14 protein-coding genes are annotated in these 18796 nt (G+C 52.9%); 8 read left to right on the forward strand and 6 right to left on the reverse strand.

The genetic code is table 11. The features are described 5' to 3' along the window. Positions 1 to 10 precede the first annotated feature (10 nt). From bfr to ACR0C9_RS01390, 3 genes are all read right to left on the reverse strand, one after another. Positions 11 to 496 (reverse strand): bacterioferritin, encoded by a 486-nt coding sequence (gene bfr / locus ACR0C9_RS01380; RefSeq protein WP_480780206.1) that lies wholly within the window; start codon positions 494 to 496, stop codon positions 11 to 13. Further along, on the reverse strand, positions 444 to 737 hold the full coding sequence (locus ACR0C9_RS01385) for a (2Fe-2S)-binding protein (protein ID WP_170452471.1): 294 nt from the start codon (positions 735 to 737) through the stop codon (positions 444 to 446). Before ACR0C9_RS01385 ends, bfr begins: the two co-directional genes overlap by 53 nt. 134 nt (positions 738 to 871) lie before the next feature. Continuing rightward, on the reverse strand, positions 872 to 2143 hold the full coding sequence (locus tag ACR0C9_RS01390) for an imelysin family protein (RefSeq protein ID WP_170622962.1): 1272 nt from the start codon (positions 2141 to 2143) through the stop codon (positions 872 to 874). 270 nt (positions 2144 to 2413) lie between these two features. On the opposite strand from ACR0C9_RS01390, the gene ACR0C9_RS01395 reads away from it, so the two are divergent. The 5 genes from ACR0C9_RS01395 to ACR0C9_RS01415 all read left to right on the forward strand — a co-directional run bounded on the left by ACR0C9_RS01395 (position 2414) and on the right by ACR0C9_RS01415 (position 6371). Next, a complete protein-coding gene (locus tag ACR0C9_RS01395; protein WP_170622964.1) occupies positions 2414 to 2950 on the forward strand; it encodes a ZrgA family zinc uptake protein in 537 nt (178 codons plus the stop codon). A 272-nt stretch (positions 2951 to 3222) separates the two neighbouring features. Beyond that, positions 3223 to 4395 (forward strand): tyrosine-type recombinase/integrase, encoded by a 1173-nt coding sequence (locus ACR0C9_RS01400; RefSeq protein WP_480780207.1) that lies wholly within the window; start codon positions 3223 to 3225, stop codon positions 4393 to 4395. A gap of 74 nt (positions 4396 to 4469) precedes the next feature. After that, entirely contained in the window at positions 4470 to 5132 is a 663-nt protein-coding gene (locus ACR0C9_RS01405) for a hypothetical protein (RefSeq protein WP_480780208.1), read from the forward strand. A 71-nt stretch (positions 5133 to 5203) separates the two neighbouring features. Next, on the forward strand, positions 5204 to 5386 hold the full coding sequence (locus ACR0C9_RS01410; RefSeq protein WP_480780209.1) for a helix-turn-helix transcriptional regulator: 183 nt from the start codon (positions 5204 to 5206) through the stop codon (positions 5384 to 5386). Positions 5387 to 5492: 106 nt separating this feature from the next. Beyond that, a complete protein-coding gene (locus ACR0C9_RS01415) occupies positions 5493 to 6371 on the forward strand; it encodes a hypothetical protein (protein ID WP_480780210.1) in 879 nt (292 codons plus the stop codon). A 694-nt stretch (positions 6372 to 7065) separates the two neighbouring features. Here the strand turns inward: ACR0C9_RS01415 and ACR0C9_RS01420 are convergent. Together ACR0C9_RS01420 and ACR0C9_RS01425 are read right to left on the reverse strand one after the other, a co-directional pair. Continuing rightward, positions 7066 to 7557 (reverse strand): hypothetical protein, encoded by a 492-nt coding sequence (locus tag ACR0C9_RS01420; RefSeq protein WP_480780211.1) that lies wholly within the window; start codon positions 7555 to 7557, stop codon positions 7066 to 7068. A 154-nt stretch (positions 7558 to 7711) separates the two neighbouring features. Further along, positions 7712 to 8191, reverse strand: a complete 480-nt coding sequence (locus ACR0C9_RS01425) for a helix-turn-helix domain-containing protein (RefSeq protein WP_480780212.1) — start codon at positions 8189 to 8191, stop codon at positions 7712 to 7714. A 125-nt stretch (positions 8192 to 8316) separates the two neighbouring features. On the opposite strand from ACR0C9_RS01425, the gene ACR0C9_RS01430 reads away from it, so the two are divergent. Then, positions 8317 to 11157: a hypothetical protein gene (locus ACR0C9_RS01430; protein WP_480780213.1), complete on the forward strand. Its 2841-nt coding sequence runs from the start codon at positions 8317 to 8319 to the stop codon at positions 11155 to 11157. A 246-nt stretch (positions 11158 to 11403) separates the two neighbouring features. Here ACR0C9_RS01430 and ACR0C9_RS01435 read toward each other — a convergent pair whose 3' ends face one another. Beyond that, entirely contained in the window at positions 11404 to 16071 is a 4668-nt protein-coding gene (locus ACR0C9_RS01435; RefSeq protein ID WP_480780214.1) for a hypothetical protein, read from the reverse strand. A gap of 57 nt (positions 16072 to 16128) precedes the next feature. Between ACR0C9_RS01435 and ACR0C9_RS01440 the strand changes: the two genes are divergently transcribed. Next, positions 16129 to 16830 carry a hypothetical protein gene (locus ACR0C9_RS01440; RefSeq protein ID WP_480780215.1) on the forward strand — a complete coding sequence of 234 codons (702 nt, stop codon included), beginning with the start codon at positions 16129 to 16131 and terminating at the stop codon, positions 16828 to 16830. A 320-nt stretch (positions 16831 to 17150) separates the two neighbouring features. Continuing rightward, positions 17151 to 18521 (forward strand): KAP family P-loop NTPase fold protein, encoded by a 1371-nt coding sequence (locus ACR0C9_RS01445; protein ID WP_480780216.1) that lies wholly within the window; start codon positions 17151 to 17153, stop codon positions 18519 to 18521. Positions 18522 to 18796 lie beyond the last annotated feature (275 nt).

Raw genomic sequence — 18796 nt, forward strand, 5'->3', positions numbered from 1 at the left:
GGCAAAAAGACTATTCGCCTTCGTCCATTTTCGATGCGTTGAGTTGCGCATAATTGGCTTCGCCGATCCTTTCGTACAGGTCGAGCTGCGTTTCCAGGAAGTCGATATGGCCTTCCTCATCTGCGATCAATCCTTCGAACAGCATCATAGAGACGTAGTCCCCGGCTTCCCTACAATAGTCGCGCGCTTCGGCATAAAGGGCACGAGCGTCCAGTTCGGCGGCCAGATCACACTCCAACGTTTCCTTTGGGTTCTGACCGATACGCAGCGGGTCCAGCTTTTGCAGGTTCGGGTGACCTTCCAGAAAGATGATGCGCTCAATCAGCTTGTCCGCGTGCCCCATCTCCTCAATGCTTTCTTCGCGGCTTTTCTTGGCCATATGGCCAAGGCCCCAATCTTCCTGAAGCCTGTAGTGTAGCCAATACTGGCTGACCGCGGTCAGTTCATGCCGCAGGGATTTGTTGAGATATTCTATGACCTTGGGATCGCCCTTCATCAGCTTTCTCCTGTGATACTCCGCTGCGCAACGCGCGGAGTTGCATGGGGACTTCCAGATTATCGCTTGAACGCATCGTGTCTAGGAAAAGCGGCATGCACCCGCCGCAATCCGCCGACTTTCCGAGGGCGTGGTAGATTTTGCCCGGCGTGATGATGGCCTGCGAATCCGCCGCGCGCATCCAGTCAATCGCGGCGCGGATGTCGTGGTCAGAGATGTTGGTGCAGTGGCATACGATCATGGCGAATCGAGGCTCGTTAGATTTCTTACTTAAATAGTAGGTTATTTGTTTCAGGTCCAGCGCGCTTTCATACGTCTTCGTGACCAGACCGGTCGGAACCGAGGTGTCGCCCCGTTTCCGACCGACGGGGCCGTTTAGTGGAAAACCGCGTCGGGGTTGTCCAGGCTGTCCGAGCCTTCGAACTCGATGTTGTCAAGCTCAAGTGCTGTGACGATGCGTTCGATGGTCTTGGTCTGGTCGATCAGGCCGTTGACGCCGCCCATGATCAGCGCCTCGCCACCGGCATTGCCGCGTTCCAGCATCTGGTCATAGGCAAATCCGGCCTCGGCGGTCGATTTCATCACGCCAAGCGCCAGCATCGTGTTTGCCAGCTTGGTCTTCATTTCCGCGTCCAGCGCAGGATCGCTTGCGATCACCAGCTCCGACAGCGATGCGCCGCTGACCGGCGTACCGTCGATACGGGTATAGCTGCCCAGATAGACGTTCTGGATGCCAACCCCGTTATAGTAGTGGTCGTTATGGGTGTTGTCGGCAAAGCACGAATGCTCTTCTTCTGGATCGTTCAGCATCACGCCCAACCGCATGCGTTCACCTGCGGTTTCCCCATATGACAGCGAACCCATGCCGGTCAGGATTGCACTGATGCCAGCGTCTTCGTTTTGGGTCAGAGCGGCGCGGGCTTCTCCACCTTCGGCCCACTGTGCCGCCATCCATTCCAGATCGCTGACCAGCAGATCGGTGGCAGCGCTCAGATATTGCGCGCGGCGGTCGCAATTGCCGTTGGTGCAGTCATCGCCCTGCGCATAGTCGGTGGCCGGACGGTTGCCCGCGCCAGCACCGTGGCCGTTCAGATCCTGACCCCACAAAAGGAACTCGATCGCGTGGTAGCCGGTGGCGACGTTTGCCTCGACCCCATCTGCCTCGTGCAGCGTGTCGGCCAGCAGCTCCGGCGTGATCTGGGACGCGTCAACCGTGTTGCCCGACAGATCAAAGCTTGGGTTGGCAATGACGTTCAGAACGGCGAACTCGTTTTCGTCGCTGGGCCCACCGTAAGAGGCGTCAACATAGTCGATCATCCCTTCGTCCAGCGGCCATGCGTTCACCTTGCCTTCCCAGTCATCAACGATGGCATTGCCAAAGCGATAGACCTCGGTCTGCTGGTAGGGAACACGCGCCGCCAGCCAGGCCGCGCGGGCGGCGTTCAGCGTGGCATCCGACGGATCGGCGATCAGGGCGTTAACGGCCGCTTGCAGCGATTTTGCCGCGATCAGGCTGTCGTCATATTTGGCTTCGGCGATGTCGGCATAGGTGTTCAGAACATCGGCTTTTGCGGGTGCATCACCGGCCAAGGCGCTGGTTGCGGCACAAAGTGTTAAAGCGCTGGCAGCGGTCAATAATCTGGTCATGAGGGTTCAGTCTTTCCTGTCAGAAACGGCTAAGTGGGCGAGTGGCCACATAGAGTTATGTATCAATAACTGAGTGATTAAGTCAGATTTGTCAACCTGAGTTTTATTGTCGGAAATTAAGCCGGGCAAGGTAGCAATCACCCGCTTATTCCCCATATCTGGCGAGGCCTGAACGCGGGGCTTGCGTTGCGCAACAGGGGATTCGGGCTAAACTGATCGGTGTGATTCTATTTTGGTGGTACTTGGTTAATGAAATGCGCGGTTTTGGCATTGTCCCTTTTGCCGGCGGCTGTCACGGCCCAGGCAACGCAGCTGGAAAGCCAGCCTGAACGTGGGACCGGACGGTTAGCCATTCAATTTTCGGGTGCCGAGTTTGCACTGTCTCTGGCAGTTCCCAGCGCGGATATTGTCGGGTTCGAGCGGCCTGCCGCCTCGGATGAGGACCGCGCCATGGTTGCGGTGGCAATTTCGGACCTGTCTAAGCCATTGGAGTTGTTCGTACTTCCGGAAGAAGCCGGATGCTTTACTGCCTCGGCGAATGTGGCCCTGACATCTGATGCGCAGGGTGCGCCAACCCAGGCGATCGGAGCCGAAACAAGCCCATCCGAGACCCCCGAACTGTCCGAGTTTCAGGCCGATTACGTGATCCAATGTCAGAGCATCGAGGCGCTGAACACAATCGAATTCGCCTATTTTGATCGGTTCGAAGCAACTCAGAAGTTTCAGGTCAGTGTCGAGCGGTCTGATGGGCTGCACACATTCGACGTCACCCGCGCCACGCCACTGGTGGATCTGTCGGGGCTTTAGCAACAATCCCAGCGCTCAACGCCCAATGAGCCCGCCAAGGGGACATTCAAACCATCTGTTGTCGGGAATTTTGGTAGCGGAGGAGGCTACCAAATTGGTCTCTCACCTTTTCCCATTCTGTCTCGATTTCTCTTGCAATATTGATATGTTCAATCTCACTCGCTATCAAGCGTTATCAGTCTGTTTCACGCTGTCCCACCACCGCAGGTGGGACAAATGGCGGGACAAGAACTGGTGGGACAAAAACTGGTTGGACGGATCGAAGGAACCTGATGCCCAAGCTAACCGTAAAGAAAATCAGCAGTCTGCAAGAGCCCGGAATGTATGGCGACGGCGAGGGTCTATACCTGCGAGTGGGTCCAAATGGCGCGAAATCATGGATACTTCGAACTATTGTTCACGGTCGGCGCCGCGAACTAGGGTTGGGATCCGCAAATCTTGTGTCGCTTTTGGAGGCGCGTGAACAAGCCCGCGAATTAAGAAAAATCGCCCGCGAGGGCGGCGATCCTGACGCGGTGCGTAAGCGAGGGGAACTAACATTCGAGCAAGCGGCTCGAAAAGTGCACAAGGGTCTTCTCCCAACGTGGAGCAATGAGAAACACGCCAAGAAGTGGATAGCCTCATTAGAAAATGACGTGTTCCCGCATTTCGGCGAAAGGCCGATTGAAACTGTGACGCCCGCAGATGTGCTTGCTGCGCTTTCACCGATTTGGGCGGCGAAACACGATACCGCAAAGCGAGTTAAACAGCGGATCGCATCGGTCTTCGATTGGGCGAAGGGTGCTGGTCATTACCCTCACGAAAACCCAGTCAACGGCGTAGTCAAAGCACTACCAGCTATCAAACACCGGCCCGAACATATGGCGTCCCTACGTTGGCAGGATCTGCCTGGGTTCGTTGCTGATCTTGGTGACCGTGACGGTATCTCGGCGAGATGCTTGGAATTCATTATCCTGACCGCTGTCAGATCCGGCGAAGCCCGCGGCGCGCGCTGGGAAGAAATCGTGGACGGTGTTTGGACAGTCCCAGCCGATAGAACGAAACGACGCCTGCCGCACCGTGTCCCGCTTTGTTCGGAGGCGCTGGAAGTATTGGAGAGGGTGAAAGGGCTTGATAGGGAGCTTGTCTTTCCTAGCGTCCAGCGTGGCAAGGACGGCCGGGCCAAGCCAATGTCAGATACCGTATTCAAAGCCCTGATGAACCGAATGAAACGCGAGGGCCTTACAACCCATGGTTTCCGCTCGACCTTCCGGGACTGGTGCAGCGAAAGCTCCAAAGTGGATCGCGCCGTTGCGGAAGCTGCGTTGCATCACACCTACGGAGATCAAGTGGAGCGGGCCTATGCACGTTCAGATCTCTTTGAGCGTCGGCGTGCCCTCATGGAAGCCTGGGGCGCTTACGCCTCCGGTAAGGCCGGTGATGTCGTTCAGATGGTGCGCGCATGAGTTCGAGAGAACTGCCGATCTTGGATAAGAGTGGAGAGTTTCGAACACTTGTCGGATGGCGATCATTCTGCACCATGGTGTATCCCAATGATCCTCTGAGCGCTAAGTTTACATACCAGATGGTTGTTGAATCCTTGCATGCGGCAGAGAACGAGCGCCCAGAAGCTCTGCTCCTAGGAGACGAACTGCCTCGAACTGTAAATGTGCAGCTTGATGAGGTGTTTCGTTTATCGGAGCGCGCTAGAACCGCTGGTGTAGTGTTTTCGGAGCTTTATTGGATGGTCAACAACCATGAAAAACCAAGCTTGCGAAAGGCAATAGCCTTCACTTCCGAACTCTTAAAATCAGTCTCACGGCTAAATCGAAACGGAAACCGTAAACGCGGCGCTTTTTCGTCTGACGAAAGATCAGTGAAGAGAGTGTTCTCCGAGTTTCGAGATGTGGCACATCTTTGGGCAGCTCTCAACATTCTGATGCTTGAAACAAGTCAAGAAACTTGGGTTGATACCTTATGGAGATTGGTAACATCCGAACGTGAGTTTTTTAGGTTTCTGGCGCTGTCCCAAATGTTGGACAATAGAGTGGTTGCCTCTAATCTCAAAATAGATCGTGAACCATGGAAGGTTCCGAAAACCATAGATTTACCATCAACTCCAGAGCTCAAATTTCCAGGTTCAACTCTAAGAAACGCGTTTTACAGCAAGTATCGACCACTTGAATTTCGAAGTGGGGGTTAACTTTCAGCCCCCATCTCAAAGAGTAATCCGGAAGATAAGTTCGCATCATCTGAGACCATTGGAGGCACCGGATGATGCAGGAAACCACTCTTTTAAGCGTCAAGGACGTCGCCGCCATGCTGAACCTCGGGGTCAGCACGATCTGGCGGCACGTCAAAAACGGCAAAATGCCAAAGCCGATTAAGATCGGTGGGGCAGCACGCTGGAAACAAGCTGACATTGATCGTTGGCTGGCGGAAAAGTTGGCCGCCTAAACAAAACCCCCACCAGCAAAGCTCGGCGGGGGCTCGGTATTTTGTTTTCGACCAAAAGCAAGATACGTCCCGCGCCGCTTCAAATCAAGAAGCAGGCAAGTAGGAAATGAGCAGACACTCGTTTGATCCAAAAATTGCATCATTGGTCGGTGTAAACGCCGCCGTAATTTACCAAAACCTATTGTGGTGGTGTGAGAAGAACCATGCCAATGGGGCAAACATTCGTGAAGGCCGCGTATGGACCTACAACAGCCTACCGGCATTTTCTCGGCAATTCCCGTACTTCACAGAACGCCAGATAAGAACGGCTTTGGAGAAGCTTCAGGATGCGGATCTCATCATCGTCGGAGAATACAACGAGGAGCGAAGAGATCGGACCAAATGGTATTCTGTCAACTGCTCGGCATTCATTGCATCTGACATAGGCGTCAATGCATCTGACCAGAATGTCAGAGCATCTGACAAAAAAGTCAGACCATTACCAGATAGTAAACCAGATTTAAAACCAGATACCCCCAAACCCCCAAAGGGGGCAGAGGATCCTTTCATAGAAGGTGATCAAGAACTACTACAAGAAGAACCCAAAGGAAGAAAAACTAAGTGTCTCAATGAAGAGTTCGATGAGTTTTGGGATGTATATCCTAGAAAGGATCAACCTGACGAAGCCTTGAAAAACTACAAAAGGACTCGCAAAGAGATTGACAGCGAAACACTGTTAAGGGCCGCAAAATTATATCGACAGCGTGTCGAACGCGAACGGACGGAGACTAGATATATCCAGCTTGCGAAGAACTGGCTTAGCTCAGGCGCTTGGCGAGATTTCAGTTCCACTTCGCATGAAACCTATGAATTCGACCGGCTGAATGTCAACGCCCAGAACGCATTGCTGGATGGCCGGTGCCCGCCATCACTGGCAAAAAGCCCTAAAGGGATGGCGGAAGCCCGATACCACCTCAAGCGGTTTGGTTTTGAGGTACCGGGATGATGGGTCAAGAGAACGACAATTTAACCTTGTCGGCGGTAGCGGGTGGGGGAACCATACACACTCAAAACCTCAGGCTGCCTGATATCGACACAGGACGGACATCGCTTTCTACGGTAACTTCGTATGCGCTGGCCACGCGTGGTCTCGATACACGCAGATCTGGATACTGATCTCCGCTGCCGCGCTGCGTTGGGCGTGCCGTTTAATACGAATTGCCTCAATGTGAAGTTGCCAGATTTCTGACAGAGGCGAACGACTGATGTAATACGACAACCGTTCGATCTCGCTCGTCCGCAATACAATCTGATTGGGGCGATTGAAGCTAGCACAAGAACTTAGGCGGGGTGTTACTCCCCAGATTAGGCAGCGTTCCCCCGGTGATGCCAGCCTCGACTTGAGTTCGCAGGCGCTGGGTGTCGTCAAACTGCTTGAGTTGGCAAAGTGACGGTTATTTTTGCGTCGTGCGAGTGCCAACTCCTGCAAATCCCTTATCTCCCTAACCCTAGAAACCTTGCCGATTGGCGCTTGCCACAGCTTATCTGATTTCGGCGTAATAATTTGAGTTCAATATATTTTTTGCGACCGAAACTTTGTGCCAGTCATTGGCAATTAATTATTGTTTTTATCTGGCTTGGTACAGAGAGCGGCGCTGCCGCCCGTGAGGGACTTTCCACTACCTATTGGAGGGCTTTGCTTAGTCTTTATCGTCATAGATCATATCTTCGGCGGGTATACTGCTGGCTTCTTCCACCGTTGCTTCTATTGTATCGGTGTCGTCCGGCGGATCACGAAACTCGTACTCGAAACCCCCAAACGTGTGGTTATGCCGGTATATACCCTGCACCCTGCTAACGGGGGCTACGCCCTCCACTCCTGCTAACCACTTGTTGGCTTCCAGTCTTACACGTTCGCTGCTTGCGGTGCGGGCCAGTTCCCGGATACGGGCTACCGCGGCCTGCCCCTCGTTCTGGCGTATATACTGAGTGAGTTCGTTATATCTCAGGCGGACCTGCGGGAGATTGAATGCGCGTTCGAGGTTTCCTCGTCGCATCCCCACCAACTTGGCGGCTTCGGGAAGGGGGATACCCTGCCAGGCCATAGCCTCAAGCGCTTCCACCGTGTTCTTGCCAAGGCGCAGGTTGTCGAAGTTCGGTGGGGTGCTGACATATGAGCTTATCGACGTCATCAAATCATCTTTCTAAGTTTCGATCTGGTTCGGTGTAGTGCCGAGCAAATCAAGGTATGCCCGGAGAGGCGCGGAGGCTTCGTCCAGCGGGCCAAACGCTGATTTGGCGGGGTAGTGGTAAAAACGCGCCCTGCTAGGCTCTGTGTGGCTGTCATCAAGCATGCTTATATCTCGCTTGGTTGGCCTGATACGGGCGATCTCTACGGCTCTCGATTGCACGTGTCGTGGCATTTGGCAGCGGTGCCGGGGTGGTGGTGATCGACAAACCAAGGGTTTGCGCCCAGAGCAGCAACGTCGGGAATGTCGCAACACGTGCCAGGCTTTCCAGCTTGTTGACGTATCCATCGGCGACACCCATAGCGGCAGTCAGATCCTCTTGGCTTAGACCCAGCACGCTGCGCTTATCTCTGAGTGTTCTCACCATCTTTCGGTAAAGCTCGAACGTGTCGTCGTGATAACCATTGGTGTGCTTGGCGCCGCATGGATCGGGTAGCTCCAGCGGATCAGCGAGCGACATAGTCGCGGTCTCAGTGCAGCCAGCACACACGCATTCGAGATGTAGTTCGCTCCCTTTGGTGCAGGCGATCCGCCATCCTCTTTTACGCAATTGATTGTTCAAGCTCGGTTTGTCCATGGCCCTGTTTTGGCCGAGGTGCCTGGCCCGCGAAATGCACTGGTGCTTGCCGTGTCCACGCCGGTGCATGGCGCCAACCGCGTGTCGGTGGCAATCGTGGGATTACACAACAGAGGTAGATCCAAATGGCACGAGTACCCGAGGTTATCCGCAAGCGCGCGGTTTCGAATGTAGCCGCAGAACCACCGCAGGCCGGGCAGGGTTTCGCAGCGCTGTCCGAATTGGCGCGGTTGGGGGCCGAGTTCATCGAGCCCGCCGCCGAGAAGGAGGCGCAGGAAGCCGGGTTTGACGCGGTCTATCGTGATGAAAACGGCCAGTTGCAGGTGGATGAGCGATCACCCTTTGGTGGCAAATACGCGGATATTCACAATGCGGCGGCGTTCTCCAGCTACCTGTCCCAGCGCAGCATCGATATGTCGGAGAGTTTCACTGAACTGGCCCGCAAGTATGAGTTCGATCCCGCAGGCTTCAAAGATGCGGCCGAGAGCTATGTCAAACTGCTGGAAGAAGACGAGACCATTCCCCGGGCGCTGAAAGAAGACCTGCTCGCCAACGCCCGGACCGAGACAAGCCGCCGGTTCAATGGCCTGTTTAATCAGGCGACAAAACGAACGGAACGGGAAAGCGACCGGAACACTGCCGCGCATCGGGATATGGCTGTTGATGATTTCATAAACTTGACTGCCGCAGGTAATGAAGAAGCAGCCGATGCAAAATGGGAGGAGATCACACAGATTTCGTCGTTCAGGGCAAACGCGCCCTACATATCGGAAACACCGGCTGAGGCAGAGGCATATCTACGTGGGGCAAGGGGGGCAGCAAAGGCCGCAACAATCCAGAGATCCCTAACTGATCTCAGCGGTGCAACGGAGTTGAGCGATGAACAACGTCAGGAGTTGATGTCCGCGCTTGATGATCCCGATCTTTCTCCTGCGGATCGATCCAGGCTGTATACGGCCGCCCAGGGCCGCTTGAAGGGTATCGATGCGAACGCGATTGTGGATTCCCTGACTTCTGACAGCTACGACGCCAAGGTTGTCATCGCCGAAAGCGGTGGGAAAGCCTCGGCCCAGAATCCAAACTCCTCAGCAACCGGTCACCACCAATTCATAGAAAGCACTTGGCTGGAGACAGTGAAGTCGTTGAAGGCCTCGGGTGGGGCCAAATGGGCGGAAGGCCTCGGCCGTGCCGAGTTGTTGGAAATGCGCAAAGATCCGGCGGCTTCATCTGAGGTATTCCAGCACTTCCGCTCCAACAACGCGGCGGTTCTGCAATCAAATGGTCTGCCAGTGAATGATACCACCGAGTACATGGCACACTTCTTTGGGGCAGGGGGAGCGGTAAAGGTGCTGAGCGCAGATCCAAACACTCTAGTCAGCGATATACTTCCTGCCGGTGTTATCGAGGCCAACGAGTTCCTGGAGGGTAAGTCCGCGGCTTGGGCCAAGGACTGGGCGGCCCGCAAGATGACCGTGAAAGCGTCTGATTTAGCAGCACAACAAACCAAGATCGATCAGATCGAGGATTCAGAGGTTCGGGCGATGGCCTCCAGAGAGCTGGGCAGGCTGATCTCGGTGAAGAAACGCTTGGAGGATGCAGCGGCTGTCGAATACCGGGAACGCCTATCCGCAGATGATGACACGCTGACGGAGCAAGAAATCAAGCAGGATCACAACATCTCAGATGCTGCCCAGGATGCGTTGGTTTCAGAACTGAGGAAGCAACGAAAGGATCAGCTTGACGTCCAGCAAACGATCAACCAGGCGCTCGATCCGGCTCACATCTTCGATCCCTTCGACAGTAAGCAAAGGGGACGGATCAATGACGCCTACAACTTCCTACTTGATGGCGAAGATCCACTCTCAGACTCCGGCTTTGCTGCCGCCGGTGAATTCGCGATGAACACTGGAATTGCACCCAAAAGCTGGTTCAATGCGATCCGCGGTGCGACAAACTCGGGCGATCCCAATCGTGTGACGATGGCGCTTGAACAGCTAAACCAGATCGATGAGCGCTTCCCAGGCGCAATCGAGATGTACGACGGCAAATCTCAACTCCGCGACATGCTAAGCGACTACGCGACACTTTCTCAGTATATGGCGGGAGACGCGGCTGCTCAGCGCATCATCGAGAACAACTCGCCCGAGTTCCGCGCGAAGCTAAGAAACCAAACCGACGCAGCTAAGGCCGCCTCTAAGAACCTTGAGATTGGAGACTTCCTTAAATTCTTGTCAAACCGCGGCCTGAGTCCAGAGGTGCCGCTGTGGGAAAACCAAGAAGCCTCGATCATGGTTGATTTCCAGCGACTTTTCCGGGAGCAGTATATACGCACTGGCGATGAGACCCTGGCTAAGAACCGCGCTATGAGCGAACTCTCTCGGATTGTTGGGCCAAATACGATCTCCGGCAACCGCGGGCTTATGAGGCATCCTCCGCAACAGACTTATGCCTCGCACGCGTGGTCGCGAGATACCGGGTTCATGCAGCGTCAGTTGGAGCAAGCGGTGAGCGAGATGGCATTTGGTGAGGACGCCAATAGCTCCTTCGAACTTTTCCAATCCGGCCGAGTTTCTGGCGTTCCTCGCGCGGCCAAGAGCCGCAAATGGATCGACAGCGATCGGATTGTGCTGGTCTCCGACTATCAGACCCGCCAGGAGGTCGCCGCGACTGGCTTCGACAATAGCGTGCTACCCTCTTACACAGTGATGTACTTTGACCAGGACGATGTCATCCACGCGCTACCGGGTCGCTTCTACTTTGCACCACCCTCCGATGAAGAACAGGCCGCGCGAGTTGAGGCCACTTTGGCTGATATGGATGCAAAAAGGCAGCGCGAAACAGGCGTGGTCAACATGCGCGTCTGGATTCAGCACTTGCAGGACGCCCAAGGGATGACGCTTCGCCAGGCCCAGGATGAAGTAATCAGCAACAAAGACAAATACCGCGGCGCACCACCAGAATCTTAAATTGTGTTGCACTCTAAAGGCAGAGTAAGTTTATGCGCCGCCCAGTTACCCAGTCCAATGATGGGCGGTTGGCATCGATGTCTGGAGCGATGAGTTGAGAGCTGATTTCGTTCGCAATACAGTCTTGCGCTCACGTAAGAGGTCCTGTGTCGCGCGTTCCAGACGCCCTGCACCGTGTGGCAAAAGGCTGGTGAATGGGATGAAACTGCCGCTCCTCTTGTGTGAAAGAACGGCAGCATCTTGATATCACACGAACGAGAACTGATCTTCGGTCAGCGATGCTATCAAAATGTTCTCAATCTCTACTGATCCGTTGTTCCATTCGACGCGCGTTCCGGAACCGGTATCCACGAAATTCAGATCCGCGTAAGTGATGTCGGCCATTTCAATTTTGTCGGTGTTCAGTGCGAAGTCGGTCAAAGTATCGGCACCTGAAGATTCCAGAGCACTGAAGATAAAGACATCTGCGCCTGAACCACCGTTCAGAGTGTCATTTCCTTCTCCGCCCATCAGTCGGTCGTTTCCGTTGCCACCTTGTAAATCGTCGTTTCCAGTACCGCCATACAACTCGTCATTGCCTTCCCAGGCAAAGAGAACATCGTCGCCAGCTTCGCCGTAGTGGACGTCGTTGCCGTTTCCACCGAACACGTCATCATTGCCATCTCCGCCGTGAATAATGTCATTGCCGTTGCTACCAAAGAGGAAGTCATCTCCATCTTGGCCGTGCATAGTGTCATCAAAGACCGTTCCCAAATAACGATCATTCCCGGTTGTGCCGACGAAGTATTCGGCGGAGTACAACTCTGCCAAAGTGGTGCTAGAACCGTCCGAAAATTCGACGTAATCGACGGTTTGATCCAGCAGCCCTATGTCATCAAAAGCATCTTCCAAGGTTATCGTTTGCGTTGTACCTGAGATGGTTATGACAATGTTGTCATAACTGTCACCATCGATATTGGAAATTGAGAACTCCAACATGTCAGCTGTGATGCCTGTGCCGAATATCAGCCGGTCGCTCGACCCGCTTTTGTCGTATATCGTATCTTGCCCATCTCCCAAGTCGATGAAGTAATGATCACTGCCGTATTCACCGAACATCCTGTCGTTGCCAGCGCCACCATCGAGATAGTCATCGCCATACCATCCAGTAATCAGATCGTCGCCGTCGCCACCATAGTGGGCATCGAATCCGTTGCCACCGCGAAGCTCGTCATTTCCATCTCCACCATAGATGATGTCATGTCCGTTGCTGCCAAAGATAAAGTCGTTGCCAGCTTGCCCATGCATGGTTTCAGAACCCGTCGTCCCAATGTACCTGTCATCGCCATCTGTACCGACGAAGTATTTGTCGGAAAAAAACGATGTGAGGCTGGGAATGTGGTGACTACCAAACTGAACGTAGTCAATCGTCTCCACAAGGAAGCCGATGTCATCGAACGTATCTCTCAAGGTAATAGTTTGGGATGTCCCCGCAATGGTGAAAACGAGGTTATCTACACCGTTGCCATCTGCGTCAGACACGGAAAGCTCGACCATGTCCTGCGTAATACCTGGCCCAAAAACCAACCGATCACTCGATCCGCTTTGATCCAAAATGATATCGTTGCCGTCACCAAGTTGGATGTGATACCAGTCACTTCCACTGCCTCCTTCCAGGTAATCGTTGCCGGTGCCGCCGTACAGAGCGTCATTGCCGCCTCCAGCGATAATCGTGTCGTTTCCGGCACCTGCATAGAAGGTCTCGTTTGCCGAAGTTCCTACAAGGGTGTCATCCCCTGCATTGGAAAGCACTGCTGACCATGCCGCCAAAGACGTGTTTTCAAGCCGGATCGTATCATTCGTGCCATAGCTGATCAGTACGTCGCTCCCCTGCTCGGTCAGGGTTATCCCGGGGATGGGTACTGTTGGATCGAGGGTGTCGCCATTGATCTCGATTGTATCGACTTCCGGGTTGAAGTCCGAAATAGTATCCTGCCCGTCACCGGTTCTGAACAAAAAGGTATCTGAACCCAACCCGCCGGCAAGCGTGTCATCATCGGCGCCGCCTCTTAATTCGTCTGCCCCATCGCCGCCGGATAGGTTGTCGGCACCATTGCCCCCTTCTAGGCGATCATCTCCGTCACCTCCGAGAAGGGTATCGTCACCATCTTCGCCAAAAAGCAGGTCGTTGTCTTCGTTACCTTCAATCAAGTCGTTACCGCGGCCGCCGTATATAGTGTCGTTCCCGGCTCCGCCAAACAGGTTATCATCATCGCTGGTCAGCGGGTCGTCGAAGGTTGCAAAGAACTCTGTACCAGGCGCCGTATCGCCGTAGATTCGATCATCGCCTGAATCACCGTTAAGTGTGTCATTTCCTCCAGAACCTACCATGAGATCGGGATCGGCACCGCCGCTCGCGGAGTTCGCTGAATTGTTCAAGACAAAATAGTCTCGACCGCCTCCGCCTGAACTGGAAGGGGCGGAACCGATAAAGAGGTTACTTCCATCAGTTCCAACGCTGCTGGTTGCACCCGTCGAGGCGCTGACGAAATCATCCGAAAATACCTCGGTTAATTCCTCAAAATCCGCCTCTGCGCGCAGGTGGCCTTCATTATCGGGAACGGGGTCGCCGAGTTCGAGATCATCTTGCCCCACGAGTTCATCATTGATTATGCCCGTCTCGACTTCTTTGCGATAATAGGTCAGATCATCCCTACGGTTGTCATAGAAAAAGCCGTAGGAATTCTCACCTTGCTGATCTTCGATAGGCTCCATCAACCCAAAGTCTCCCGGTCGGAAATCCGAGATCACCACTGCTTTGTCTAACACCTCCTCCCGGGGCACAAACATGTCTCCGGTCGCGGCGGAATACTCCACTGAAAGCGTGCTGGGGTTGGTGACAATGTAAGCCGTGTACGAAACCGAACTGTATGTGCCGTTGAATTCGCTCTGGCTGGCGTTGATCTCGAAGAAAACAGCAAAATTGTAGGACGAGAGCGGTTTTGACAACTCGCCTGTTGGCAGTGCGAATTCGCCGTTCGGATCGTTCTCTGGCTTAACCTTGTGGCCCCAGAAGAAATCCGCTCCCTCTGCCGGTCTGCTGGTTTCAGTGTCGGTACGTTCCAACTTTCCACTGATCTGGACCCCGTCGATATAAAGCTTGTCTTCGGTAGTTAGTCGATCCGCGAGGGTGTCACCGGTCACAATGTGCACTTCATCGGCACCCGATCCGGCAACAATGGTGCTATTACCATTTCCGTAAATGATGTCATCGCCACTACCGCCGGAGAGGGAGTGCTCACCTGTTGATCCGCGCGCATCAAGCGTGTCGTTTCCAGAGCCTCCATAGGCTTGCACCATCGGGGCATCACCGCTTGAACCAGCGGAACCATCGCCGAGAATGGTAATTGTGTCGTTATCCGCTTGACCATACGCCTGGCCAGCATGGATCGAAATCGTGTCGTTTCCAGATCCACCTTCTATCCGGTCGACTTCTTCTTCATCGTTCTGTCCAGTCGGTCCACCGCCATTTATGACATCGTCACCATCCATCCCACGGAGGATGTCTGCGCCGCCCAATCCGTCAATCTGGTCAATGCCCGCACCGCCTTCGATGGTATTGTTTTGATCGTCGCCGGTTATCGTATCGTCAAAATTGGAGCCAATGATGTTTTCGAAATCAATGATTTCGAGAACTTTTGTGTCATCCTTTAAGGAAAGGGTTTCATCCTCTAGGGACACATCTGCGCCGGTTCCTACGACTGACGACAAGTCAATAGTATCGCCACCCGCATCCTCTTCTGACCCGTGAACTGACTCGAGGGAGGTAACAGTGCCACTAAGATCAGATATGACAAGGGTGTCATCGTTTTGTCCAAGCGTCAGATTCTCTACATTGAATATTACCGTCTGATCATCGCCGCCAGTGTCAACAATTGCGGAAAAATCTGCCTCCGAGTCTATGCTTTGGATCGTTGCGACAAGCTCGATATCGGTTGCGGTAATCTGCTCAAATGAGACGCTATCGTCGCCTGTACCACCATCGATGAAATCGTTACCTGTGGACCCAACAATTAAATCGTTTCCCCCGCCTGCATGAATAAATGTGTTAGCTGTGACCGCGGAGCTTTCTGTCAAGCCGAAGTCAGAATGCTCGGACCCTACCAGTATCTGTGTGGCAGGGCCGACCATGGTTGCAAGACTTGATCCTGCAAATCCACCATAAGCATCTGTCCAAAAATCGTTCGCTGCAGAAATTCCAGCAATTGTGACTTGCGCCGCTTCCTGTATCCCATCTACACCTTGCTCCCACTGTAGATTGATTAGATCGCCGGCTGTGCCGCTAAACAAAGAGTCGAGCCCGCCTGCTATCAATGACTTAACGGACGCAAAAAGATCATATGTATCCCCGTCAGTTTCGAGAACATTGTCATACCAAAACTCACCTTCGCCCAATCCCAGAAAAAGAATATTTCCAGACCAAACCGCAAGGTTACCAGAATACGAAGAGAGTGCGCTCAAGGAGGCTAGAGCATCCTGTTGTCCAATTCGCTGGACACTGGGGAGTGCATAATAGGTTTCTCCGTTGATAATCGTAGAAGCACTTTCAATATCTCCTAGAACTGCGAGTGCGATTTCGTCAGAAGCCTGTTGAAGAATTCCTTCAATATTGCTGATGCTTTGACCGGTACGTATCTCAAGTTGAGTTTGAGTGTAAGTTCTGATGAGGTCTGAGGCACCGCCTGTGCCTCGATTTGCTTGGCCTGCGGCGCCGAACCATGCCTGAACGTTTCCATCTGCCACGGTCCCGAAATCGTCGGAAGACTGCAGAAATCCGGATATCAAATCGTACATGTCCGCATAAGGGTTTGTGGCACTCTCATTGCTCACTGCAGCACGGAGTTGATTGACTTGCTGTTCGGACAGGTAATACATTTGGAAAACTCCCTAGATTGATGAACTTTTAAACAATACAACCATGGGAAGCATGACTTGGCTGCTAAATCAATGATTCTGCTTTGCTTTGCTATCGGCTTGTTGACGGCACACGCGTCGCAAGCGGATGACGAGCACCATGCCATCCAACTTGGATCGAGGGTGTTTTATACAGGCGAGGAAATACCGTCGATTGGAGCAGAGCCAGGTTTTATTCCACTGAATAGGATTAACTGGCTGAATGACCTGTTGAAAGCTAATCCGCTTCTAGACAAGACCGTAATTCACATTGATAAACTAAATAGAACATCCGATTTCTTGTGGTCACCGACGGGCCCAGGCGAACGATATCTGTTTCCTGAACCCGTTCCTGAGCAACTCAGGTTACCGGGTTACACTGTCAACTCGTTTAGTGAAAACAGCCTCAGGCTCCTGTACCTGACCCCAAAATCCTCAACTAAACAGTTTGCCTTGGGATGTAGTGCAGAAAAGGATTCAGAGACTTTTGAGTACTGCGGGCTCAGGGCACGCTATCCTCTGGACCCAAGGATCATTGTCCTGACACGAATTTATCAACCGCCACCGGTAGATGAATTGGTTGAGTTCTTTGAGGACGTCGCGGAGATCACTGTTGGAATTGCGCTTTGTCTAGATATTACAGATCAAACGGATACAAACACTGAGCATGAAACTAGATCGTATCTACAGTCAGACGCCAGTAAACCAGATAGGTTTTGCGACCAAGCAGTCTCTTTCTAGGCTACGCTAGAGCTGGGAGCTTAGGTGGTGCTTCAGAACGAGCAATCGCCCAATAATATAATCGCAAGATCTATCTTGCAAAGCCTTGGGCTTGCGCCCGCCGAACCGGCGGTCGGACAAAGGGGTGCGGGCAAAAAAGGCCCAAAACCAATTGTGTCCATTCTCAACTTAAACGGTGGATTTTCCGAAGACCAAGAAAACTCAAAGACAAGTTAATTTAGTCGCTTGTGCTCGGTCTGCAATTGTGTCGTTAAACTCTTGCTGCAATAAAAATTATTCGACAGCTTTGGGTAATCTAGTTTCTAAAGAGGCCACATTTCATGGCAGAAGAAGTTAATCCCGATCCTTGGCAGGGTGACCTGCTGGGGTACAGGGCAATCGGTGAAACATACACAAACCTGATTCAGTCAATTGACGACTCAAAAGTGGTTTCAATTGAGGCTGGCTTTGGTCGAGGCAAAACATTCTTCCGGGAAGCGTGGGCGAAACATCTCCGGGAAGTTGGCGAAGTCGTTATTGAAATCGATGCACAGCAATCCGACCACTTAGGCGATCCCGTCGTTACATTTCTTGCTGCCTTGATGGAGAGCCTGGAACCAGCTGAGAAAACACTGTGGACGAAGGCGCTGGCAAACGGAGCGGTAGTAGCTCTCGGTACAGCAAAACTCCTTGCTAGTTTCGCCGCCCGAAAAGCTGGGGAGGAAGCAATTGAAGGCCTTGAGAGTTGGTTAAAAGGCGATGGAGACGAAAGTGATCTTGATGCGATTGTCTCAGATTTCGGCAAAGAAGCGTCAAAGTCATTAAGTGCGCAGCTGACGGCGCAAATTGCTGCAGAGAGAGTCCGCACGCAAGAAATGCCTGATCAAATGAAGGCGCTGAGAGCAGCACTTACTTCTGGGAAGGCTACCGAAAGAGTTGTGATCTTGATTGATGAGCTCGACCGTTGCCACCCAGAATACGCGATCTCGCTGCTTGAAGCGATGAAACTGGTATTCAATCAAGACGGCTACGTATTCGTGCTGATGGTAAATGCAGATCACTTAGAGCGTTTGGCGGGGCGCTTGTTCGGCGCAGTTGTCGAAGATGAAAAGTACCTCGATAAGTTTGTCGATATTCGCCTGAACTTGCCAACGACCAAGGAGTTTTTGGGTCAAGCCGCATATGATTTGGCAATTGGCTTGCCCTTTGGCGAGCCGTTTGGACGCGGTCATGAGTTCTCGCCATCGCGAGCAGCTGAACTGGCTAAAACACTAGCTCCGATTAGTAAACTCACGATGAGACAAATAAAGCGATTGTTGCTCAAAGTTGAGTTGGCGTTGCGGTGCTATCCAAATGTACCGCTAGATGCTCCACTCTTGATTTATTTGGCCTTTCAGGACGCGATGCTGCCAAACTCACTAACAAAAAAATACTTACCCCGAGCACGATTGTCTAAGTCTCTCGTTGACGAGATTAGAAAACAGCAAGATCGGGACGACCCCTTGAGCGACGAAAGAGGTCTAGCGCGGGAATTGACCACATTTTACCGCGAACATTGCATGGAACTCCTGGATCTGCCGTTAGGCCGGTACCAACTGCCAGAAGAACACAAAGACTACTACGACTGGGCGAAGATCATGTTCTTAGCAGAGCACTATCTGACTTCTCACCAGAGTGTTCTGGATTCAGTTTATCGAATAGCCGCTGACTAAGGAGCGTGAAACACTGCAGGCCGGGTGTCGATGCCGTTTCTTGATAAGGCGACGAATAACGTCCCGATGGCCAAGGTAGTGACCCAGCCCCCTTAACCGGGCCGATGGGATGTAGAATGCGTTCCTTTTTCTTTCCTTTGTTTCGGTTGTGGTCAAGGCCATCTGAGTGGCGCACTTGCGCTGTGAAAGCGAAGCAGGTTGGTTGATTTGTGTGATATTGGCGTAAATAATCGCATCCCTTTCGCTTTTTGTGGTGCTACTGTTCTAGAGCTTTC

This window comes from Ruegeria sp. C12 (assembly GCF_056537745.1).

Excerpts from the sequence above, each read along its gene's own strand:
- bfr (WP_480780206.1), bottom strand. The coding sequence starts at position 496 with ATGAAGGGCGATCCCAAGGTCATAGAATATCTCAACAAATCCCTGCGG.
- ACR0C9_RS01385 (WP_170452471.1), bottom strand. The coding sequence starts at position 737 with ATGATCGTATGCCACTGCACCAACATCTCTGACCACGACATCCGCGCC.
- ACR0C9_RS01390 (WP_170622962.1), bottom strand. The coding sequence starts at position 2,143 with ATGACCAGATTATTGACCGCTGCCAGCGCTTTAACACTTTGTGCCGCA.
- ACR0C9_RS01400 (WP_480780207.1), top strand. The coding sequence starts at position 3,223 with ATGCCCAAGCTAACCGTAAAGAAAATCAGCAGTCTGCAAGAGCCCGGA.
- ACR0C9_RS01405 (WP_480780208.1), top strand. The coding sequence starts at position 4,470 with ATGGTGTATCCCAATGATCCTCTGAGCGCTAAGTTTACATACCAGATG.
- ACR0C9_RS01410 (WP_480780209.1), top strand. The coding sequence starts at position 5,204 with ATGATGCAGGAAACCACTCTTTTAAGCGTCAAGGACGTCGCCGCCATG.
- ACR0C9_RS01415 (WP_480780210.1), top strand. The coding sequence starts at position 5,493 with ATGAGCAGACACTCGTTTGATCCAAAAATTGCATCATTGGTCGGTGTA.
- ACR0C9_RS01420 (WP_480780211.1), bottom strand. The coding sequence starts at position 7,557 with ATGACGTCGATAAGCTCATATGTCAGCACCCCACCGAACTTCGACAAC.
- ACR0C9_RS01425 (WP_480780212.1), bottom strand. The coding sequence starts at position 8,191 with ATGGACAAACCGAGCTTGAACAATCAATTGCGTAAAAGAGGATGGCGG.
- ACR0C9_RS01430 (WP_480780213.1), top strand. The coding sequence starts at position 8,317 with ATGGCACGAGTACCCGAGGTTATCCGCAAGCGCGCGGTTTCGAATGTA.
- ACR0C9_RS01435 (WP_480780214.1), bottom strand. The coding sequence starts at position 16,071 with ATGTATTACCTGTCCGAACAGCAAGTCAATCAACTCCGTGCTGCAGTG.
- ACR0C9_RS01445 (WP_480780216.1), top strand. The coding sequence starts at position 17,151 with ATGGCAGAAGAAGTTAATCCCGATCCTTGGCAGGGTGACCTGCTGGGG.